At 63.4% G+C, this 17,129-nt stretch carries 21 protein-coding genes; 16 read left to right on the top strand and 5 right to left on the bottom strand.

The window, feature by feature from the left end; all coding sequences use genetic code 11:
- The first annotated feature begins 120 nt into the window (after positions 1–120).
- The 10 genes from EJ075_RS12410 (at position 121) to EJ075_RS12365 (ending at position 9,560) form a co-directional block, all read left to right on the top strand.
- Positions 121–768, top strand: a complete 648-nt coding sequence (locus EJ075_RS12410; RefSeq protein WP_126104530.1) for a thiamine phosphate synthase — start codon at positions 121–123, stop codon at positions 766–768.
- Between the two features lie 61 nt (positions 769–829).
- Positions 830–1,801 (top strand): tetratricopeptide repeat protein, encoded by a 972-nt coding sequence (locus EJ075_RS12405; protein WP_126107322.1) that lies wholly within the window; start codon positions 830–832, stop codon positions 1,799–1,801.
- Between the two features lie 113 nt (positions 1,802–1,914).
- Positions 1,915–2,481 carry an elongation factor P gene (gene efp / locus EJ075_RS12400; protein WP_095487427.1) on the top strand — a complete coding sequence of 189 codons (567 nt, stop codon included), beginning with the start codon at positions 1,915–1,917 and terminating at the stop codon, positions 2,479–2,481.
- Positions 2,482–2,521: 40 nt separating this feature from the next.
- Positions 2,522–3,322: an inositol monophosphatase family protein gene (locus EJ075_RS12395; RefSeq protein WP_095487429.1), complete on the top strand. Its 801-nt coding sequence runs from the start codon at positions 2,522–2,524 to the stop codon at positions 3,320–3,322.
- A gap of 145 nt (positions 3,323–3,467) precedes the next feature.
- Entirely contained in the window at positions 3,468–4,160 is a 693-nt protein-coding gene (locus EJ075_RS12390; protein ID WP_126104529.1) for a hemolysin III family protein, read from the top strand.
- A gap of 105 nt (positions 4,161–4,265) precedes the next feature.
- On the top strand, positions 4,266–5,291 hold the full coding sequence (locus EJ075_RS12385; RefSeq protein WP_095487693.1) for a MotA/TolQ/ExbB proton channel family protein: 1,026 nt from the start codon (positions 4,266–4,268) through the stop codon (positions 5,289–5,291).
- A gap of 1 nt (position 5,292) precedes the next feature.
- Positions 5,293–6,324, top strand: a complete 1,032-nt coding sequence (locus EJ075_RS12380) for a peptidoglycan -binding protein (protein ID WP_095487431.1) — start codon at positions 5,293–5,295, stop codon at positions 6,322–6,324.
- Between the two features lie 357 nt (positions 6,325–6,681).
- Positions 6,682–6,978 (top strand): hypothetical protein, encoded by a 297-nt coding sequence (locus tag EJ075_RS12375; RefSeq protein ID WP_348627368.1) that lies wholly within the window; start codon positions 6,682–6,684, stop codon positions 6,976–6,978.
- A gap of 399 nt (positions 6,979–7,377) precedes the next feature.
- Positions 7,378–7,800, top strand: coding sequence for a hypothetical protein (locus EJ075_RS12370; RefSeq protein WP_126104527.1), 423 nt, complete (start codon positions 7,378–7,380; stop codon positions 7,798–7,800).
- Between the two features lie 272 nt (positions 7,801–8,072).
- Complete coding sequence (locus EJ075_RS12365) at positions 8,073–9,560, top strand: carboxypeptidase M32 (protein WP_126104526.1); 1,488 nt, start codon at positions 8,073–8,075, stop codon at positions 9,558–9,560.
- A gap of 23 nt (positions 9,561–9,583) precedes the next feature.
- Here EJ075_RS12365 and EJ075_RS12360 read toward each other — a convergent pair whose 3' ends face one another.
- Positions 9,584–11,386, bottom strand: a complete 1,803-nt coding sequence (locus EJ075_RS12360) for an ABC transporter transmembrane domain-containing protein (RefSeq protein ID WP_126104525.1) — start codon at positions 11,384–11,386, stop codon at positions 9,584–9,586.
- Positions 11,387–11,586: 200 nt separating this feature from the next.
- Between EJ075_RS12360 and rpmE the strand changes: the two genes are divergently transcribed.
- Entirely contained in the window at positions 11,587–11,808 is a 222-nt protein-coding gene (gene rpmE / locus EJ075_RS12355) for a 50S ribosomal protein L31 (protein WP_006327661.1), read from the top strand.
- 68 nt (positions 11,809–11,876) lie between these two features.
- On the opposite strand, the gene EJ075_RS12350 is transcribed toward rpmE, so the two are convergent.
- Complete coding sequence (locus EJ075_RS12350) at positions 11,877–12,518, bottom strand: TetR/AcrR family transcriptional regulator (RefSeq protein WP_126104524.1); 642 nt, start codon at positions 12,516–12,518, stop codon at positions 11,877–11,879.
- 124 nt (positions 12,519–12,642) lie between these two features.
- On the opposite strand from EJ075_RS12350, the gene EJ075_RS12345 reads away from it, so the two are divergent.
- Positions 12,643–13,476 (top strand): NAD(P)H-binding protein, encoded by an 834-nt coding sequence (locus EJ075_RS12345; RefSeq protein WP_126104523.1) that lies wholly within the window; start codon positions 12,643–12,645, stop codon positions 13,474–13,476.
- A 1-nt stretch (position 13,477) separates the two neighbouring features.
- The gene (locus tag EJ075_RS12340; RefSeq protein ID WP_126104522.1) at positions 13,478–13,957 is read left to right on the top strand and encodes an anthrone oxygenase family protein; all 480 of its coding nucleotides are present in this window, start codon (positions 13,478–13,480) and stop codon (positions 13,955–13,957) included.
- Between the two features lie 30 nt (positions 13,958–13,987).
- On the opposite strand, the gene EJ075_RS12335 is transcribed toward EJ075_RS12340, so the two are convergent.
- The 3 genes from EJ075_RS12335 to EJ075_RS12325 all read right to left on the bottom strand — a co-directional run bounded on the left by EJ075_RS12335 (position 13,988) and on the right by EJ075_RS12325 (position 15,682).
- The gene (locus tag EJ075_RS12335) at positions 13,988–14,299 is read right to left on the bottom strand and encodes a SelT/SelW/SelH family protein (RefSeq protein WP_126104521.1); all 312 of its coding nucleotides are present in this window, start codon (positions 14,297–14,299) and stop codon (positions 13,988–13,990) included.
- Positions 14,300–14,383: 84 nt separating this feature from the next.
- Complete coding sequence (locus EJ075_RS12330) at positions 14,384–15,133, bottom strand: YebC/PmpR family DNA-binding transcriptional regulator (protein ID WP_126104520.1); 750 nt, start codon at positions 15,131–15,133, stop codon at positions 14,384–14,386.
- Between the two features lie 225 nt (positions 15,134–15,358).
- Positions 15,359–15,682: a metalloregulator ArsR/SmtB family transcription factor gene (locus EJ075_RS12325; RefSeq protein ID WP_095487445.1), complete on the bottom strand. Its 324-nt coding sequence runs from the start codon at positions 15,680–15,682 to the stop codon at positions 15,359–15,361.
- 51 nt (positions 15,683–15,733) lie between these two features.
- Here EJ075_RS12325 and EJ075_RS12320 point away from each other — a divergent pair, with 51 nt between their 5' ends.
- The 3 genes from EJ075_RS12320 to EJ075_RS12310 are packed head-to-tail and all read left to right on the top strand — an operon-like array spanning position 15,734 to position 17,097.
- On the top strand, positions 15,734–16,216 hold the full coding sequence (locus EJ075_RS12320) for an SRPBCC domain-containing protein (RefSeq protein ID WP_126104519.1): 483 nt from the start codon (positions 15,734–15,736) through the stop codon (positions 16,214–16,216).
- A 16-nt stretch (positions 16,217–16,232) separates the two neighbouring features.
- Positions 16,233–16,595, top strand: a complete 363-nt coding sequence (locus EJ075_RS12315) for a hypothetical protein (RefSeq protein ID WP_126104518.1) — start codon at positions 16,233–16,235, stop codon at positions 16,593–16,595.
- Between the two features lie 28 nt (positions 16,596–16,623).
- Positions 16,624–17,097 carry an SRPBCC family protein gene (locus EJ075_RS12310; RefSeq protein WP_126104517.1) on the top strand — a complete coding sequence of 158 codons (474 nt, stop codon included), beginning with the start codon at positions 16,624–16,626 and terminating at the stop codon, positions 17,095–17,097.
- Positions 17,098–17,129 lie beyond the last annotated feature (32 nt).

Raw genomic sequence — 17,129 nt, 5'->3', positions numbered from 1 at the left:
CGGACGACAATCCTGCGCCAATGATCCTGCCCCGCCCGCCTGTTCAAGGCCGGCACTTTGCTCTATGCCGCAATGCAACCATCTTCGCCCGGCATAGGCGAAAACCGGGATCGAAAACCAATGAACGACGCAACGCCTCCAAATCGCTGCCGCATCGTGCTGATCGCGCCGCCGGGCGTGTCGGCTGAGCGCATCGTTGCGGCGTTCGAGGGCGGCGACGTCGCCTCGCTTATCCTGCCCGAGAACGGCATGGACGAGGCCTCCTTCCAGGCCTTCGCGGAACAGATAGTGCCGGCGGCGCAAGCGGCAGGCGTTGCCGTCGTCATTGCCGGCGACACCCGCATCGCCGGCCGCGTTCAGGCCGACGGCATCCATATCGAGGTCGGCAAGGCCGAACTCGCCGAGACGATCGAACGTTTTCAGGAAAAAATGATGGTCGGCACCGGCGGCGCCAAGACCCGCGACGATGCGCTGGAACTCGGTGAGCTCAGGCCCGACTACATCTTCTTCGGCCGTTTCGGCTACGACAACAAGCCGGAGCCGCACCCACGCAACCTGTCGCTGGGGCAATGGTGGGCAGATGTGATCCAGATTCCTTGTATCGTCATGGCCGGGTCCGACATCGCCTCGGTGGAAGCGGTGGCTGCCACCGGCGCCGAATTCGTGGCGCTGTCCAGCGCCATCTTTGCCGAAGGCGTCGATCCAAAGATGGCAGTCGCCAGCGCCAATACGCTGCTCGACGAGGCCGCGCCGCGTTTCGAGGACTGACGTGCCCACGCGGACAATCCTTTTCGGTGCTTTGCTTGTGGCGCTCGCGGTGCAGACCGCCATGGCGGAAACCGTCCCATTGCCGCAAGCCAAACCCAACGTCGGTGCAAAGACGGACAAGCCGATCGCCACGCCGCTGCCGCAGCCTGCCACCACGGCCCCGCTGCCGTCGGCCGACGCCATCAATCCGGATCGCTTTGGTGCAAAGCCGTCGGATTCTGCCTATGGCGCCTTCCAGCGCGGCCTTTACAAGACGGCCTACAACCTCGCCTTGGCCCGCGCCCAGAACGGCGATCCGGCGGCGCAGACGCTAGTCGCCGAGATATTGTCGCGCGGTCTTGGCATGCCGGTCAACGCGGCGGAGGCGGCAAAGTGGTACGCGCTTGCCGCCGAGCAGGGCGTACCGGAATCGCAGTTCCAGTATGCGCTGATGCTGCTCGACGGCCGCTACGTCAAGAAGGACGAAAAGGGGGCCTACGCGTTGATGCAGGCCGCCGCCGAGGCCGGAAATCGTCTGGCGCAGTTCAATTTCGCGCAGCTGCTGGTCCAGCAGGATCCCGGCGATGCCGGTATCGCAAAGGCCGTGTCCTACTATCAGCGCGCCGCCGCTACCGGCCTTGCCGACGCGCAGTATGCGATGGCGCAGGTCTATGCCAATGGCGTCGGCGGCAAGCCGCGCGACGATGTCCAGGCGCGAGGCCTGCTGGCACAGGCAGCACGGCAGAACTACGATACGGCACAGATCGATCTCGCCGCCTGGATGATCGAAGGACGTGGTGGCGCCCGCGACCTGAAGTCCGGCTTCGGCTGGATGAAGCAGGCCGCCGAAGGCGGCAATGTCGCTGCCCAGAACCGCCTCGCCAAGCTTTACATGGGCGGCATCGGCACCGATCCGGATCCGATCCTTGCCGGCGCCTGGTACGTCGTCGCCCGCCGTGCCGGGCTCATCGACCCGCAGATGGACGATTTTCTGCAGGGCCTGACCGACGACCAGACGAAGCAGGCACTGCAGAAGGCCAACCGCCTGCCGTAGAGCGCCACGGGATGGCTGTGCGCCCGCCACTCCCTTGCCTCTCCCGGAGATTTGTGGTCTTGGAGGCACCAAATCGCTTTCATTGCGAAAATCTCATCCCGGATCACATCCTCATGGCCAAGATCAATGGCAACGAAATCCGTCCCGGCAACGTCATCGAGCATGATGGCGGCCTTTGGGTGGCGGTCAGGACCAATCACGTCAAGCCCGGCAAGGGCGGCGCCTATAACCAGGTCGAGCTGAAGAACCTGATCAACGGCACCAAGCTCAACGAGCGTTTCCGCTCCGCCGAAACCGTCGAACAGATCCGGCTGGAGATGAAGGACTTTTCCTTCCTCTACGAGCAGGGCGAAGCGCTGGTATTCATGGATACCGAAAGCTACGAGCAGCTTGAATTGCAGAAGGACTTTGTCGGCGACCGCGCCGCCTTCCTGCAGGACGGCATGATGGTGACGGTCCAGCTCTATGACGAAAGGCCGATCGGCATTTCGCTGCCCGACCAGGTAACGCTGACCATCACCGAGGCCGATCCGGTGGTGAAGGGCCAGACCGCGGCCTCGTCTTACAAGCCGGCGATACTTGAGAACGGCATCCGCGTGCTGGTGCCGCCCTTCATCGGTTCGGGCGAGCGCATCATCGTCGACACCAACGAAATCACTTACGTGCGCCGCGCCGACTAAGGCGCCGGCAGCAGGAAGAAGCGCAGCAGGAAGAAGCACAATGGCGCGTTCCGCGATCCTCAATGTCATGGTCCAGGCCGCCATGAAGGCCGGCCGCTCGCTGTCGCGCGATTTCGGCGAAGTGCAGAACCTGCAGGTCTCGATGAAGGGCCCAGGCGACTATGTCAGCCAGGCCGACCGCAAGGCCGAAGACATCCTCTTCACCGAGCTGTCGAAGGCGCGGCCGGGCTACGCCTTCCTGATGGAAGAGCGCGGCCTGATCGAAGGCGATGACGGCCAGCACCGCTGGATCGTCGACCCGCTCGACGGCACCACCAATTTCCTGCACGGCATTCCGATGTTCGCTATCTCGATCGCGCTGGAGCGCCAGGGCCAGATCGTTGCCGGTGTCGTCTACAATCCGGCGATGGACGAGCTCTACACCGCCGAGCGCGGCGGCGGCGCCTTCATGAATGATCGCCGCCTGCGGGTCGCCGGCCGCACCAAGTTGATCGATACTGTGATCGGCTGCGGCGTGCCACATCTCGGCCGCGGCCAGCACGGCAATTTCCTGGTCGAGCTGCGCAACGTGATGGCCGAAGTCTCGGGCGTGCGCCGCCTCGGCTCCGCCTCGCTCGATCTCGCCTACGTAGCGGCCGGCCGCATGGACGGGTTCTGGGAAACCGGCCTGTCGGCCTGGGACGTTGCCGCCGGCATCCTGCTGATCCGCGAGGCGGGCGGCTTCATCTCCGACTTCGCCGGCGGGCAGAACATGCTGGATGGCGGCTCGGTCGTCGCCGGCAACGAGATCATTCAGCGGGCGTTGTTGAAGACCGTCCGGAAGCCGGTGGCGCCGCGCTAGATCAAAAAGATAGAGCCCATCCCGATTCTATCGGATCGGGCTCTAGCGGACTTGGCGCGCTGAACCGCCGCAGTCGCAAAACCGCAACCAAAGCTTGAAATACTGTCCTGCATCCGCCCAGATAAGAGGTGATGCAGGATTGTTCATGACGGACATCGGGCCAGAATCCCAGATCGAAATCCCCTTTATGGGACGCTGGCACTATTCGCGCGCCGAAATGATCGCCGACGGCATCGTCCATGCGGTCGGCATCGTGCTGGCCATTGCCGCCGGCTCGGCGCTGCTGGCGCTGGCCGCCTTCCATACCGGTCCGGGCGAATACATTGCCGCCGCTTTCTACGTGGTTTCGCTGCTCACCGTGCTGTCGGTGTCGATGGCTTACAATCTGTGGCCGGTGTCGTCGCCAGCCAAGTGGATATTGCGGCGCTTCGACCATGCCGCGATCTACCTGCTGATCGCCGCGACCTATACGCCCTTCCTCGCGCAGCTCGACGGCTCGCCGCTGACCATCTCGATGATCGTCCTGGTCTGGGCTGCTGCAGCGATCGGCATCGCCATCAAAGTGCTTCTTCCCGGCCGCTTCGACCGGCTGGCGATCGTCTTCTATCTCGCCATCGGCTGGAGCGGCATCGTTCTTGTCGAGCCGCTCGTCCAGACATTGCCGACGACATCGATCGCGCTGATCGTTGCCGGCGGGATCGTCTATTCCTGCGGCGTCATCTTCTTCGCCTGGAAGGGCCTGCGCTTCCACACTGCGCTGTGGCACGGCTTTGTCGTCACCGGCGCCGGCCTGCATCTGGCAGCCATGGTCGACTGCCTGGTCATCAATCGACTCTAACGCCAATGATCCGGTCGGCAATATTGCCACACGCCATTCAATTTCGTCATAATTCCGTTTAGAGTCGCGCTCAACGTGATCGGCGGCATCGGAAACGGCACACGGATGACTTTTTTCAAATCTTTCGGCATGGGCAAACGCTCCGACGTTCTGATGTACGACCCGCACAAATTGTCGAGCCCGCAGGTCTTTCTCCTGACCATGGTCATCTTCCTGATGATCGTCGCCTTCATCGCCGCCATCCTGACCCGTCAGATCTCGAGCGCCTTCGTCACCAATCCCGGCCTCAACGGCCTGATCATCGGCGTGCTTGTCGTCGGCATCCTGCTGGCCTTCGTGCAGGTCGGCCGGCTGTTTCGCGAAGTGCGCTGGGTCAACTCATTTCGGGCCGGCTCCGAAACCACCGAACCGGTGCTGCTGGCGCCGATGAAGGCGATGATCGGCCGCTCGTCGACGATCGCCTTCTCGACCAGCTCGATGCGCACCATGCTCGATTCGATCGCCACCCGCCTTGACGAGACCCGTGACACCTCGCGCTACCTCGTCGGGCTGCTGGTGTTCCTTGGCCTGCTCGGCACCTTCTGGGGCCTGCTCAACACGATCGGCTCGATCCGCGAAACCATCGAGTCGCTCGATCCCGGCACCGGCGATGCCGCCGCCGTGCTCGAATCGCTGAAGCAGGGGCTTTCCGCGCCGCTGGCCGGCATGGGCACCGCCTTCTCGTCCTCGCTGTTCGGCCTGTCCGGCTCCCTGGTGCTCGGCTTCCTCGACCTGCAGGCTGGCCGCGCCCAGACGCGCTTCTACACCGAGCTCGAAAACTGGCTGTCCTCGGTCACCGACCTGTCGTCCGACATCGTCGTCGCCGATCCGGCCAAGACCGAATCCTCCGACGAGATCCGCGTCCTGTCTGAAAAACTGCGCAACATGCAGGAGAATGGCGGCGGCGCCAATCCGCGCGTCGCCACCGCCATGGCCAACCTTGCCGACGGCATTTCGGGCCTGGTCAAGAACATGCGCTCGGAGCAGCAGATCATGCGCGACTGGGTCGAGGCCCAATCGGACGAGCAGAAGGCGATGCGCACCACGCTGGAGAAGATCGCCGACGCCCTGAAGAAGCCTGGAGTCCATTAGCATGGCTCTCGCCAGGGGCCGGCGTAACGATCGCCGCATCGATTACTGGCCGGGCTTCGTCGACGCGCTGTCGACGTTGCTGCTGGCGATCATGTTCCTGCTCACGGTCTTCGTGCTGGCGCAGTTCCTGCTCGGTCGCGAAATCTCCGGCAAGGACACGGTGCTCAACCGCCTCAATTTGCAGATCAACGAACTGACCCAGCTTCTGGCGCTGGAGCGCTCGACGACGCAGGACAAGGAAGATTCGCTCGCCAATTTGCAGGCGTCGCTGTCGGCGTCGGAGGCGGAAAAGAGCCGGCTCGAGCAATTGCTGGCGCAAGGTGCGGGTGCCGGCGACGCGGCCAACCAGCGCGCCACGGCACTTTCGGGCGAACTCGACAGCCAGCGCCAGATCAGCCAGCAGGCACTGAGCCAGGTTGAAATCCTCAACCAGCAGATCGCAGCGCTGCGCAGGCAGATCGGAGCGCTCGAAGAAGCGCTCAACGTGTCCGAAACGCGCGATCGCGAGTCCAACACCAAGATCGCCGATCTCGGCCGCCGCCTGAACGTCGCACTGGCGCAACGTGTGCAGGAACTGAACCGCTACCGGTCCGACTTCTTCGGGCGCTTGCGCGAAATCCTCGCCGACCGCGAGAACATCCGCATCGTCGGCGACCGCTTCGTCTTCCAGTCGGAAGTGCTTTTCCCAACAGGCTCCGAAGTGATCAACGACGCCGGCAAGGTCGAGATGAAGAAGCTCGCCGACGCCATTATCGACCTGCAGAAGGAGATCCCGCCGGAGATCAGCTGGGTGCTGCGCGTCGACGGCCACACCGACGACAAGCCGCTATCGGGCACCGGCCGCTATCGCGACAATTGGGAATTGTCGACTGCGCGCTCGACCTCGGTGGTGAAGTTCCTGATCGAGAACGGCGTGCCGGCCAACCGGCTGGTTGCGGCCGGCTTCGGCGAATTCCAGCCGCTCGACCCCGCCGACACCGAAGACGCGCGCAACAAGAACCGCCGCATCGAGCTGAAACTGACCGAGCGTTGATCCAGACCGGGCAGGCTCAGGGCGAACGCGCGGATTTAGCGTGCCAGCGCAGACCGTCAAGGTCTGAAAAGATTACCTTTTTTTGATTACACTTTGCAGAGAACCGCTCCTAGGTTGTACCAAGGGGCCGAGAACCGCCGGCGGTGGAACCGCCCATCGCGACGCGACGGAACCGGACGGCCCACGGCCGGAAGGTGAGCGTCCCAACCGCCGCCTTCCCCAGTAAAAGGAGACGCAACCATGCGCTCTTTCACTCCCAAAACCCTCAGGCCCAAAAGCCTCAGGACTGCAACGCTTGCCGCACTTCTCGTCGCCGTTCCGTTTGCTCGCGCCTACGCCGGCCCGCGTGAGACAGCTTTGATCAATCAGATCCAGAGCGTGGATACGGGTATCCGGGCCGCCATGCAGGCGAACCAGCTCGAGCCGGGCGAGGCGCGTGACTTGCGCACGCAGATCACCCAACTTGATCGGGCCGCCCAGAGGGCGGCGCGAGATGGAACGATACCGGTCACGCAATATCAGCAGTTGCTGGCGCAGCTCGATGATGTGAGCCAAAAGCTGCGGGCTGCCACCGGCAGCGCCTTCCTTATCGGCAACGGCGCCGATGGCGGATATTATCCAAACGGCTACGGCCCAAATTATCCAAGGGGCTGAAATCATCCATTACAGCGCCGCAATTTGATCTTGCGCACGACCCTTTGATTTTGCGCATGATCCCTTCCGCAACGAAGGCCCGCTGATGCGGGCCTTCGTTGCTTGTCGGCAGGCTTTTATCTCGAATGCTGTGGGGAATGCGGGACACCAGACATCGGTCCGGGGGGCGATTTGTGGCGGAGCGGCGCCAGCTAGGGCGCCGGTTCGTGGTCAACAAGGCCTGAAAAGATTATCTTTTTTTAATTACACTTTGCTGCGGCCCGCTCCTAACTTCCGTTGCAAGGCCGAGAACCGCCGGCGATGCCCTCCCTCATCGCGACGCGACGGAACCGGACGGCCCGTGACCGGAAGGTGGAGCGACCCAAGCCGCCGTCTTCCCCGATAAAAGGAGACGCCGCCGTGCGCTCTTTCAAAACTCTCAGGACTGCAACCCTCACCGCATTTCTCATCGCCGTTCCGTTCGCGGGCGCCTACGCTGCCGGACATCACAAAAGCGCCCTCGACGAGGCGACGCCGACCGTTTTCTACGGTCCGCGCGTGACAAGCTTGATCGATCAGGTTCAGGGCGTGGACAAGGGCATCGCGGACGCGAGACAGGAGAACACGATCACGCCGGCCGAGGCACAAAGGCTGCACATGCGGGCGGCCCATATCAGCCAGGCCGCCGAGAGAGTGGCTACGACAGACCATGGCAGGATACCGGGCGCGCAATACCGGCAGTTGTTGCGCCGGCTCGATAATGTCGACCAGGCGCTGCTGTTCGACACTGGTAACGCCTTCAACATCGGCGACTACACCGATGGCGGAAATCCAAACGGCTGATCATATCGAGGAATGGACTGCCCGGCGCCCGCGGGGCTTTTGCCCCGCGGGCGCCTCTTTCATGACAGCGCCGCGCATCCTTTTGGGACGCGCAAAGGCCGGCGAGGCGATATTGATCACGCCGTCCTCGCTTCCGCAGGATGCCCCTTGCTTCCGCCAGATCACGTCGAGGTATGGCGCGATCAAAGCGCCCGTCGCAAAACGGCCTTCAGGGTTGCCAATGCCCGCGCATTGGTATCTTTTCCCGCCGTTCAAATTCAGCGGTACCTGCCATGTCCTTTCAAAAACTCGACGACCTCGGCCACAAGCTCGAAGCGCTGGAACATGCGCTCGCCATTCTCGGTGCTGACGAGGCGACCCACATGGCCGTCGGCGGCGGCGAGAAGCGCGCCGAGGCGATGTCGGCGCTGGCCGGCATGCATCACGCCAGAGCGACCGCGCCGGAGATCGCCGACTGGATCGCGGCGGCCGAACAGGAAACGCTGAACGAGGAACAGCAGGCAGCGGTCAAGGAGTTCCGGCGGCAATACACCAACCTGACCTGCCTGCCGGTCGAATTCGTCGAGCGCCAAACGACGGCGCGCATGCGCTCCGAGCAGCTCTGGCGCGACCTGCGCGCGAAAAACGACTGGGCAGGGTTTTTGCCGGCGCTCGAAGGCGTCGTGGCGCTGGTGCGCGAGGAAGCAGCGCTTCGCGCCGACGTGCTCGGCCTCGATCCGTATGACGCGCTGATGGAGCAATATGATCCCGGCAACCGCGCCGCCGACATCACCCCGGTCTTCGCCGAGTTGAAGACCTTCCTCAGGGATTTCGTGCCGGAGGCACTGGCCGTGCAGGAGGCGCGGCTGACGAAGCGCCCGCTGAAGCCACTTTCGGGCAGCTATGCGATCGAAAAGCAGCGCGAGCTTGGCCTCGCCATGATGGCGGCGGTCGGCTTCGACCTGACGCACGGCTCGCTTTCGGTGTCGCATCATCCGTTCTGCGGCGGCGTGCCGAGCGACGTGCGCATCACCACCCGCTATAAGACGACCGACTTCCTGTCGGCGCTGATGGGCGTGCTGCACGAGACCGGCCACGCGCTTTACGAGCAGAACCTGCCGAAGTCGTGGGCGCACTGGCCGCTCGGCAAGGCGCGCGGCATGGCCGTGCATGAAAGCCAGAGCTTGTTCGTCGAGAAGCAGATCGGTCGCAATCCGGAATTCTGGCGCTGGGCGCTGCCGGTGGTCGAAAGGCACCTCGGCGAGGCCTGGTCGATCGACGACATCCTGCCGCATGTGCATCGGGTCGAGCGCGGCCTGATCCGCGTCGACGCCGACGAGGTCACCTATCCGCTGCACGTCATCCTGCGCTTCGAGTTGGAGCAGGAGCTTGTCTCGGGGCGGCTGGAGGCTGCCGACCTGCCCGAGGCCTGGGACGCCAAGATGCGCGACTATCTCGGTCTGTCGACATCGGACAACCCGGCCGACGGGCCGATGCAGGACGTGCACTGGCCGGGTGCCGCCTTTGGCTATTTCCCCTCCTACACGCTGGGCGCCATGATGGCGGCACAGCAATGGGCGGCGCTGACCAGAGACCATCCCTCCGCCGACGAGGATCTCGCCAAGGGAGATTTCGCGGCGATCAACGACTGGCGCCGGCAAAAGATCTGGTCGCAAGGCTCGCGCTGGTCGACGCCCCACCTGCTCGAACGCGCCACCGGCGAGAAACTGAACGCCGTGTATTTCACGGAGCACCTGAAGAAGCGCTACGGAGCGGTGTGAGGTTACAGTAGAATAGCTCCTGCCTACTCGGCAGCACCTCTGAAAGCACTCGCCCCGGTTTCGAACTGCAGCTTGGCCAGCCGCGCATAGATGCCGCCCTTGGCGACGAGGCTCTGGTGGGTGCCTTCCTCGACAATGCAGCCGCCATCCATGACCAGGATACGGTCGGCCTTGAGCACTGTCGCCAGCCGGTGGGCGATGACGATCGTGGTGCGGTCCTTCATCAGCCGTTCCAGCGCCGTCTGCACCAGCGTCTCGCTTTCGGCGTCGAGCGCCGAGGTCGCCTCGTCGAGCAGAAGGATCGGCGCATCGCGCAGAATCGCGCGGGCGATCGCCACGCGCTGGCGCTGGCCGCCGGACAGCGTCACGCCGCGCTCGCCGACCTGGCTGTCATAGCCTTTTTCGAGCTTGAGGATGAATTCGTCGGCAAGTGCATCCTTGGCCGCCGCCTCGATCTCGGCGTCGCCGGCGTCCGGACGGCCGAAGCCGATATTGTCACGTGCGCTGGCCGCGAAAATGGTGACATCCTGCGGCACGATGGCGATGCGCTCTCGTATGGCGACGGGGTCGGCCTCGCGCACGTTAACGCCGTCGATCATGATCTTGCCCGTCTCGGGATCATAGAAGCGCAGAAGCAGCGAAAAGACAGTGCTCTTGCCAGCGCCGGAGGGGCCGACGATCGCCACCGTCTCGCCGGGCTTGACCTGGAAACTCAGGCCGTGGACGGCGGCGCGGTCGGGCCCAGCGGGGTAGGAGAACGATACGTCGTCGAAACTTATTGCGCCTCTGGCCGTCGCCGGCAGCAGTTTCGGATGCGCGGGGGCCTGGATCGCGGGCTTCTCGGCCAGGATCTCGGTCAGCCGTTCGGCAGCACCCGCCGCCTGGGAAAGCTCGCCCCACACTTCTGACAGCGCGCCGAGGGCGCCGGCGGCGAACACCGAATAGAGCAGGAACTGGCCGAGCGTGCCCGGCGACAGCGTGCCGTCAAGCACGTCGCGCGAGCCGAACCACAGCACCGCCACCACCGAGGAAAAGATCATGAAGATGGCGAAGAAAGTGAGGAAGGAGCGGGCAAAGATCGAGGATCGCGCCGCTTCGAACGCGGTTTCCACGGCAGATGAAAAATGCCCAGTGACGAGCTTCTCGTTGGTGAAGGCCTGCAGCGTGCGCACCGCGCCGATCTGCTCGCTGGCATAGGCCGTGGCGTCGGCGAGCGTGTCCTGCGCCAGCCGGGATTTGCGCCGCACCGAACGGCCGAAGGCGACGAGCGGCAGCACGATCACCGGAATGGCGGCGATGACGAGGCCCGACAGTTTCGGGCTGGTGAAGACCATCATCGCCACGGCGCCGAGGCCGAGGATGACGTTGCGCAGCGCCACCGAAGCGGTGGCACCGACCGCCGACTTGACCTGCGTCGTGTCGGCGGCGAGCCGCGACACGATCTCGCCCGACTGGGCGGTATCGAAGAAGGATGGCGACAGCGTCGTGACATGGCGGAACACATCGCTGCGGATGTCGGCGACGACGCGCTCGCCGAGCGTGATGACGAAATAGTAGCGGCTGGCTGACGCCGCAGCGAGCAAGGCAGCCATCACCACCAGCATGGCGAAATACTCGGCGATGAAACTGGAATCGGAAGCGGAAAAGCCGTGGTCGATCATCCGCCGCACCGCCAGCGGCAGCGCCAGCGTCGTCGCCGCCGCGACGGTCAGCGAGACGACCGCGCCAATGACCGTTTTCCGGTAGCGGGTGATGTAGGGGAACAGGCGCCGCAGCGGCTTGAGCGAGCGCCTACGCTCGTCTGCATCGCCGCTAGTGTGCGCCATGACCGTTTCCTCTGGCTCTTATGGGTATGCGCCTCAATATGCGCTTACCGCGGCCTTGTGATTCAATTCCGGCTGATGTATAGGCTCGCCGACCGTTTTAGAAGCCGTGGCTCCTCAATAGCTGCGGCTTCGAGTTTTAAAAAGGGGCGCATCGACGCAGGCTTTATGCCCGTCAGCGCCGGCGAACCAGGAATAGCACAATGAAGACCGACATCCATCCCGACTACCACACCATCAAGGTCGTCATGACCGACGGCACCGAATACATGACCCGTTCGACCTGGGGCAAGGAAGGCGACACGATGAACCTCGACATCGACCCGACCACCCATCCGGCCTGGACCGGCGGCCAGCAGACCCTGCTCGATCGCGGCGGCCGCTTGTCGAAGTTCAAGAAGCGTTTCGAAGGTTTCGGCCTCTAAGCCGCAGGCCTTTCTCGGATCGAAGAAACCCGCCCTCGTGGCGGGTTTTTTTGTTGCCGAAATGCGGCCTATTCGCCGACCAGTTCGCGCAGCGCCAAGCGCTTGTAGGCGGCGACCAGGTCGTCGCCTTCTTGCCGCGCGACCGAGATTGCCAGCCGCATGGTGGCCTCGCCCATCTGCCAGATGAGAAATGCCGTCGTTTCCAACGCCGCCGGATCGGCGGCAGGCCGCAGCCGCTTCAACACGGCGGTGAGGAAGTCAGCGTTGGCCCGGCTGTCGGCGAGCTCGAGTTCGCGCAGCGCCTTGTCGGCCTGCGTGCCCGACCAGATGTCGCGCATGACAGGCGACGCTAGGAACAGCCGGTAATAGATATCCACCAGCTCCGAAAATGCCCGCCGCAGCCCTTCGGCATCGATGACATCTGCCAGCGCCGCTGAGATGCAGGCCTGGCTTTCGGCGGTGTAACGCTCGGCCAGCGCCCAGATGATCGCCCGCTTGTCCGGGAAGAACTGGTAGAGCGATCCGATCGACACGCCGGCCCGTTCCGCCACTTCGCCCATGCGCATGGCATCGCTGCCTTGCTCGGCGATCAGCGCGGAGGCGGCAGCCAGCATCCGCTCGACCCGCTCGCGGCTGCGCTGTTGGCTTGGCGCCCGGCGCGGCAACGCGATCTGGCCATCCTGTGAACCCGATACGGTCGAGCCTTCCATCACTGTCTCCTGGCGAATGATCCAACAAATTGGCCAACAAACTGGCTTGACTCACAAAATACGAGGGTTTATCACGTTTTGCAAATGTGAGGAAAACTCATCTTTTCAAGCAAGGAGAACCACCATGAACGACACAGCGAAAAAACCGACTTTGATCCTCGGCGGCACAGGCAAAACCGGCCGTCGTCTCGCGGACAAGCTGGCGGCGCAGGGCCTGCCGGTGCGGATCGGCTCGCGCTCGGGCACGCCGCCCTTCGACTGGGAAAACGACACGACCTGGGAACCTGCGCTTGATGGTGTCGGCGCCGTCTACATCAGCTACTATCCTGATCTTGCGGTGCCCGGTGCGGCCGAAGCGGTCGGCGCCTTCGCCAACCTTGCCGTGGAGCGCGGTGTGCGCCGGCTGGTGCTGCTGTCGGGGCGCGGCGAAACGGAAGCGCAACGTGCCGAAGAGATGCTGAAAGTCTCAGGCGCCGACTGGACGATCCTGCGCTGCGCCTGGTTTTCCCAGAACTTCAGCGAGAGTTTTTTGCTCGATCCGCTGCTCGCCGGGGAGGTGGCCTTGCCGGTCGGCAATGTCGGAGAACCATTCGTCGACGCTGACGACATTGCCGACGCCGCCGTGACGGTGCTTACCAAGCAAAGCCATATCGGCCAGCTTTACGAGCTGACCGGGCCACGGCTGCTGAGCTTCGCCGACGCGGTCGCCGAGATCGGCAAGGCGAGCGGTCACGACATCCGGTTTGTCAGGATTTCGCATGCCGAGTTCACCGCAGCTGTAGCCGGGTACGAGCTGCCGGCCGAGTTCGCCTGGCTGCTCAACGAGCTGTTCACCGAAGTGCTCGACGGCCGCAACGAGGCGCTGACCGACGGCGTCCAGCGCGTGCTCGGCCGAGCCCCAAAAGATTTTTCCACTTATGTAACCGAAACCGCCGCTACGGGCATCTGGAGCAACTGACATGATCGTGAAACTGCTTCCCACTCTCACCTTCATCGCCGCGCTCGGCTCGGGCGTCGTCGCTGGTGTCTTCTTCGCCTTTTCCAGCTTCGTCATGCCGGGCCTCGCCCGCATGCCTGCCGCGGGAGGCATCGCCGCGATGAATTCGATCAACGTCACCGCGGTGACGCCGATATTCATGACCGCGCTTTTCGGCACAGGGCTGATCTGCCTTGTCCTCGCCGTCGGCGCCATCCTCGGCTGGAACCAGCCGGGTTCGTTCTGGCTTCTCGCTGGCGCCCTGATCTATCTCGTCGGCAACCTGATCGTGACCATGATTTTCAACGTGCCGCTCAACAACGCTCTGGCCGCCGTCGATCCGGCAAGCGCCAACGGCGCCGCGGTGTGGACCACCTATCTCAGGGACTGGGTGATGTGGAACCACGTCCGCACTATTACCGCCATCGTGGCGCTGGCCTGCTTCATCATGGCGTGGCGGTGAATGCAGGGTAGAAACGCAAAAGACCCTACGTCAGGCAGGGTCTTTTGACTTATGGCCCTTCCGGTCGGCATGGCCGAGATCTCGGTCCGGATCGATGACGTCGCGAATCAGCTGCTTGAGCTTTGCGGCATCGGGAAAGCCGCCGTCGCGCTTGCGGTCCCAGACCAGCGTGTCGTTGCAGGAAATGGTGAAAATGCCGCCGGTGCCGGGCACCAGCGTGACCTCGCCCAGATCCGTTCCGAAGGTCGAGAGCAACTCCTGCGCCATCCAGCCGGCCCGCAGCAGCCATTGGCACTGCGTGCAATAGGTGATGCGGATGGTCGGCAGCGGCTTTTCGGTCATGTCACATTGAGCTCCGCTCATATGTCAGATTGAGCTCCGCTCATATCTCGGACTGAACTCCGCTCATGCCGGGCTGACCTGTGCTCATGCCGCGCTGAGCTTCGCCATGGTCTCGTCGTCGACCTCGAAATTGGCGTAGACGCTCTGCACGTCGTCATCGTCCTCGAGCGTCGCGACCAGCTTCATCAACGACTGTGCCCGCTCCTCGTCGACCGCGATGTTGGTCTGCGGCTTCCAGATCGGCTTCACCGACTCTGCCTCGCCGAGCGCGCCTTCCAGCGCCTTCGACACCTCGCCGAGATTCTCGAAGGCGCAATAGATCGTGTGGCCTTCCTCGTCTGACTGGACGTCGTCGGCGCCGGCCTCGATCGCCGCGTCCATGACCTTCTCGGCGCTGCCGACTGACGCCGGATAGAAGATCTCGCCGACACGGTTCCACATGAACGACACCGAGCCGGTTTCCCCCATCGCCCCGCCGGCCTTGGTGAAGGCGGCGCGCACATTCGACGCCGAGCGATTGCGGTTGTCGGTCAGCGCCTCGACGATGAGCGCGACGCCACCGGGTCCGTAGCCTTCGTAGCGCACGGCTTCGTAAGTCTCGGCGTCGCCCATCGATGCCTTGTTGATGGCGCGCTGGATATTGTCTTTCGGCATCGACACCGCCTTGGCGTTCTGCACGGCCAAGCGCAGGCGCGGGTTCATCGACGGATCCGGCGTGCCGCTCTTGGCGGCGACGGTTATTTCGCGCGCCAGCTTGGAAAACATTTTCGACCGCACCGCGTCCTGGCGGCCCTTGCGGTGCATGATGTTCTTGAACTGTGAATGGCCAGCCATGGCACCCCTGTCGTCTTCTTGGCAGAGCATTCTGCAGCAAGGTAGTCACCTCGCCATTTGCCAAAATGCTCGAATTCAAAATTTCAGAACGTCCCTGGTGCGTCCGGATGGACGTACGGCGCTCTATGTCGGAATGGCCGGCTTATAGATAAATCGGCTCAATTCGTCCAGCCGCGCCGTAACGGTGGCGCGCAATGCGCCCGCCAGCTGCATTCCTGCGGCCATTCATTCTTCCAGATCGGATTTCAGCCGGTCGAGAATGCTGATCGCGTGCGTGGCGTATTGGCTGATCCAGCGGTCGTGGATCTGCTTGATCGGCAGCGCGTTGAGATGGTTCCAGCGTTCGCGGCCCTCGCGCCGCGCCACGACTAGGTCGGCTTCTTCCAGCACTTTCAGATGCAGCATGACGGTGCAGCGGTCCATGTCTGGAAAGGCATCGCACAGCATGCCGGTGGTCCGCGGCGCGTCCTTCAGCTCGTCCAGCAGCGCACGCCGGCGCGGATGCGCCAGCGCCTTGAAAACATTGTCGTCCTGCGCTTTGCTTGACATGTTATATTTTTATAACATAATATCGGCCTGATCAAGGAAGGAGCTGTGGATATGTCTCTTGGATTCAGAGTTTCGGGCCGCATCGGCAAACCGGTCGCCGAGGTCTTCGACGCAGTCGTCAATCCGACCAAGCTCAGCGGCTATTTCACCACGATCGGCGGCGCCAGCGCGCCGCTGGTGGCCGGCGCCGGCGTCGTCTGGTGGGGCAAGGTTCCCGTCGAGGTCGATGAGGTGGAGAAAGACAGTCGCATCGTGCTGCGCTGGGACGCCACCGACGCCGACGGCAAGCCGGCCTACAAGACGCGCATCGAGATGAATTTCGAGCCGCTGGATGACGGCGGCACCTTCGTCACCATCGCCGAGACCGGCTGGCACGAGGACGCGGTCGGCCTGAAGAAGTCCTACCTCAATTGCGAGGGCTGGTCGCAGATGCTGGCCTGCATGAAGGCCTATGTCGAATACGGCATCAACCTGCGCGACGGCTATTACCGCAGCGAGATGAAGGGCGAGCCGGCCAGCGAAGACAATATCTGAGAAGACGGAGGAAAGAATGCCTGCGAAAATCACCGGCGGCATCAACATCGCCATGAAAGTGCCGCCACACCAGTACCAGGACACGATCGCCTTCTACCGGGACGTCGTCGGCCTGAAGCCGTTCACGGCCAAGGCGCCGGCTATCGGCTTCGAACTCGGCCCCAATCGCCTATGGATCGACGAAGCGCCGATGCTGAGCCAGGCAGAGGTTTGGCTGGAGTTGTTCACCGACGATTTTCCGGCCGCAGCCGATCATCTCGCCAAGGCCGGTATCGTGCGCTGCGACGCCATTGAGGCGCTGGGTGAGGGTTTTCGTGGCGGTTGGATCACCAATCCGGCCAACATCGTTCACATGGTGCGCGAACCCGACGCCTGGTGACGGAGGCCTGTTCGGAAAGGAGGACGATATGGAAATCCGTGAGACACCGACCGCCGAAGCCGGCATGCTGATCCGGCGGCCGGTCGCAGAAATGTTCGAAGCCATCGTCGATCCGGCGATCACGACGAAATTCTGGTTCACTCATGGCAGCGGCAGGCTGGACAGCGGCAAGGAGGTTCGCTGGGAATGGCGCATGTACGGCGTCTCGACGCCGGTCACGGTCAGCGAATTCGTCAGGAACGAAAAGATCGTCATGCAATGGAGCGATCCGCCGACCACGGTGCTCTGGACCTTTACCGAGATGCCCGGCGGCACGACCTTCGTCGAAGTTCGCAATTTCGGCTTTGCCGGCAGTGCCGACGAGCAGGTCAAGCAGGCGATCGGCTCGACCGATGGCTTCGCGTTGGTGCTCGCCGGCGCCAAGGCGTGGCTGGAGCAAGGCCTGACGCTTGGCCTGATCGGCGACCGCCACCCGAAGGGTGTTCACGAGCAGACTGTATAAAAAGCCGCCCTGTACCGTCAGACCACCCGGTC

It is taken from the genome of Mesorhizobium sp. M6A.T.Cr.TU.016.01.1.1 (assembly GCF_003952585.1).
GTDB classification, from domain to species: domain Bacteria; phylum Pseudomonadota; class Alphaproteobacteria; order Rhizobiales; family Rhizobiaceae; genus Mesorhizobium; species Mesorhizobium mediterraneum.
This window is presented reverse-complemented; position numbering and strand designations above follow the sequence as displayed.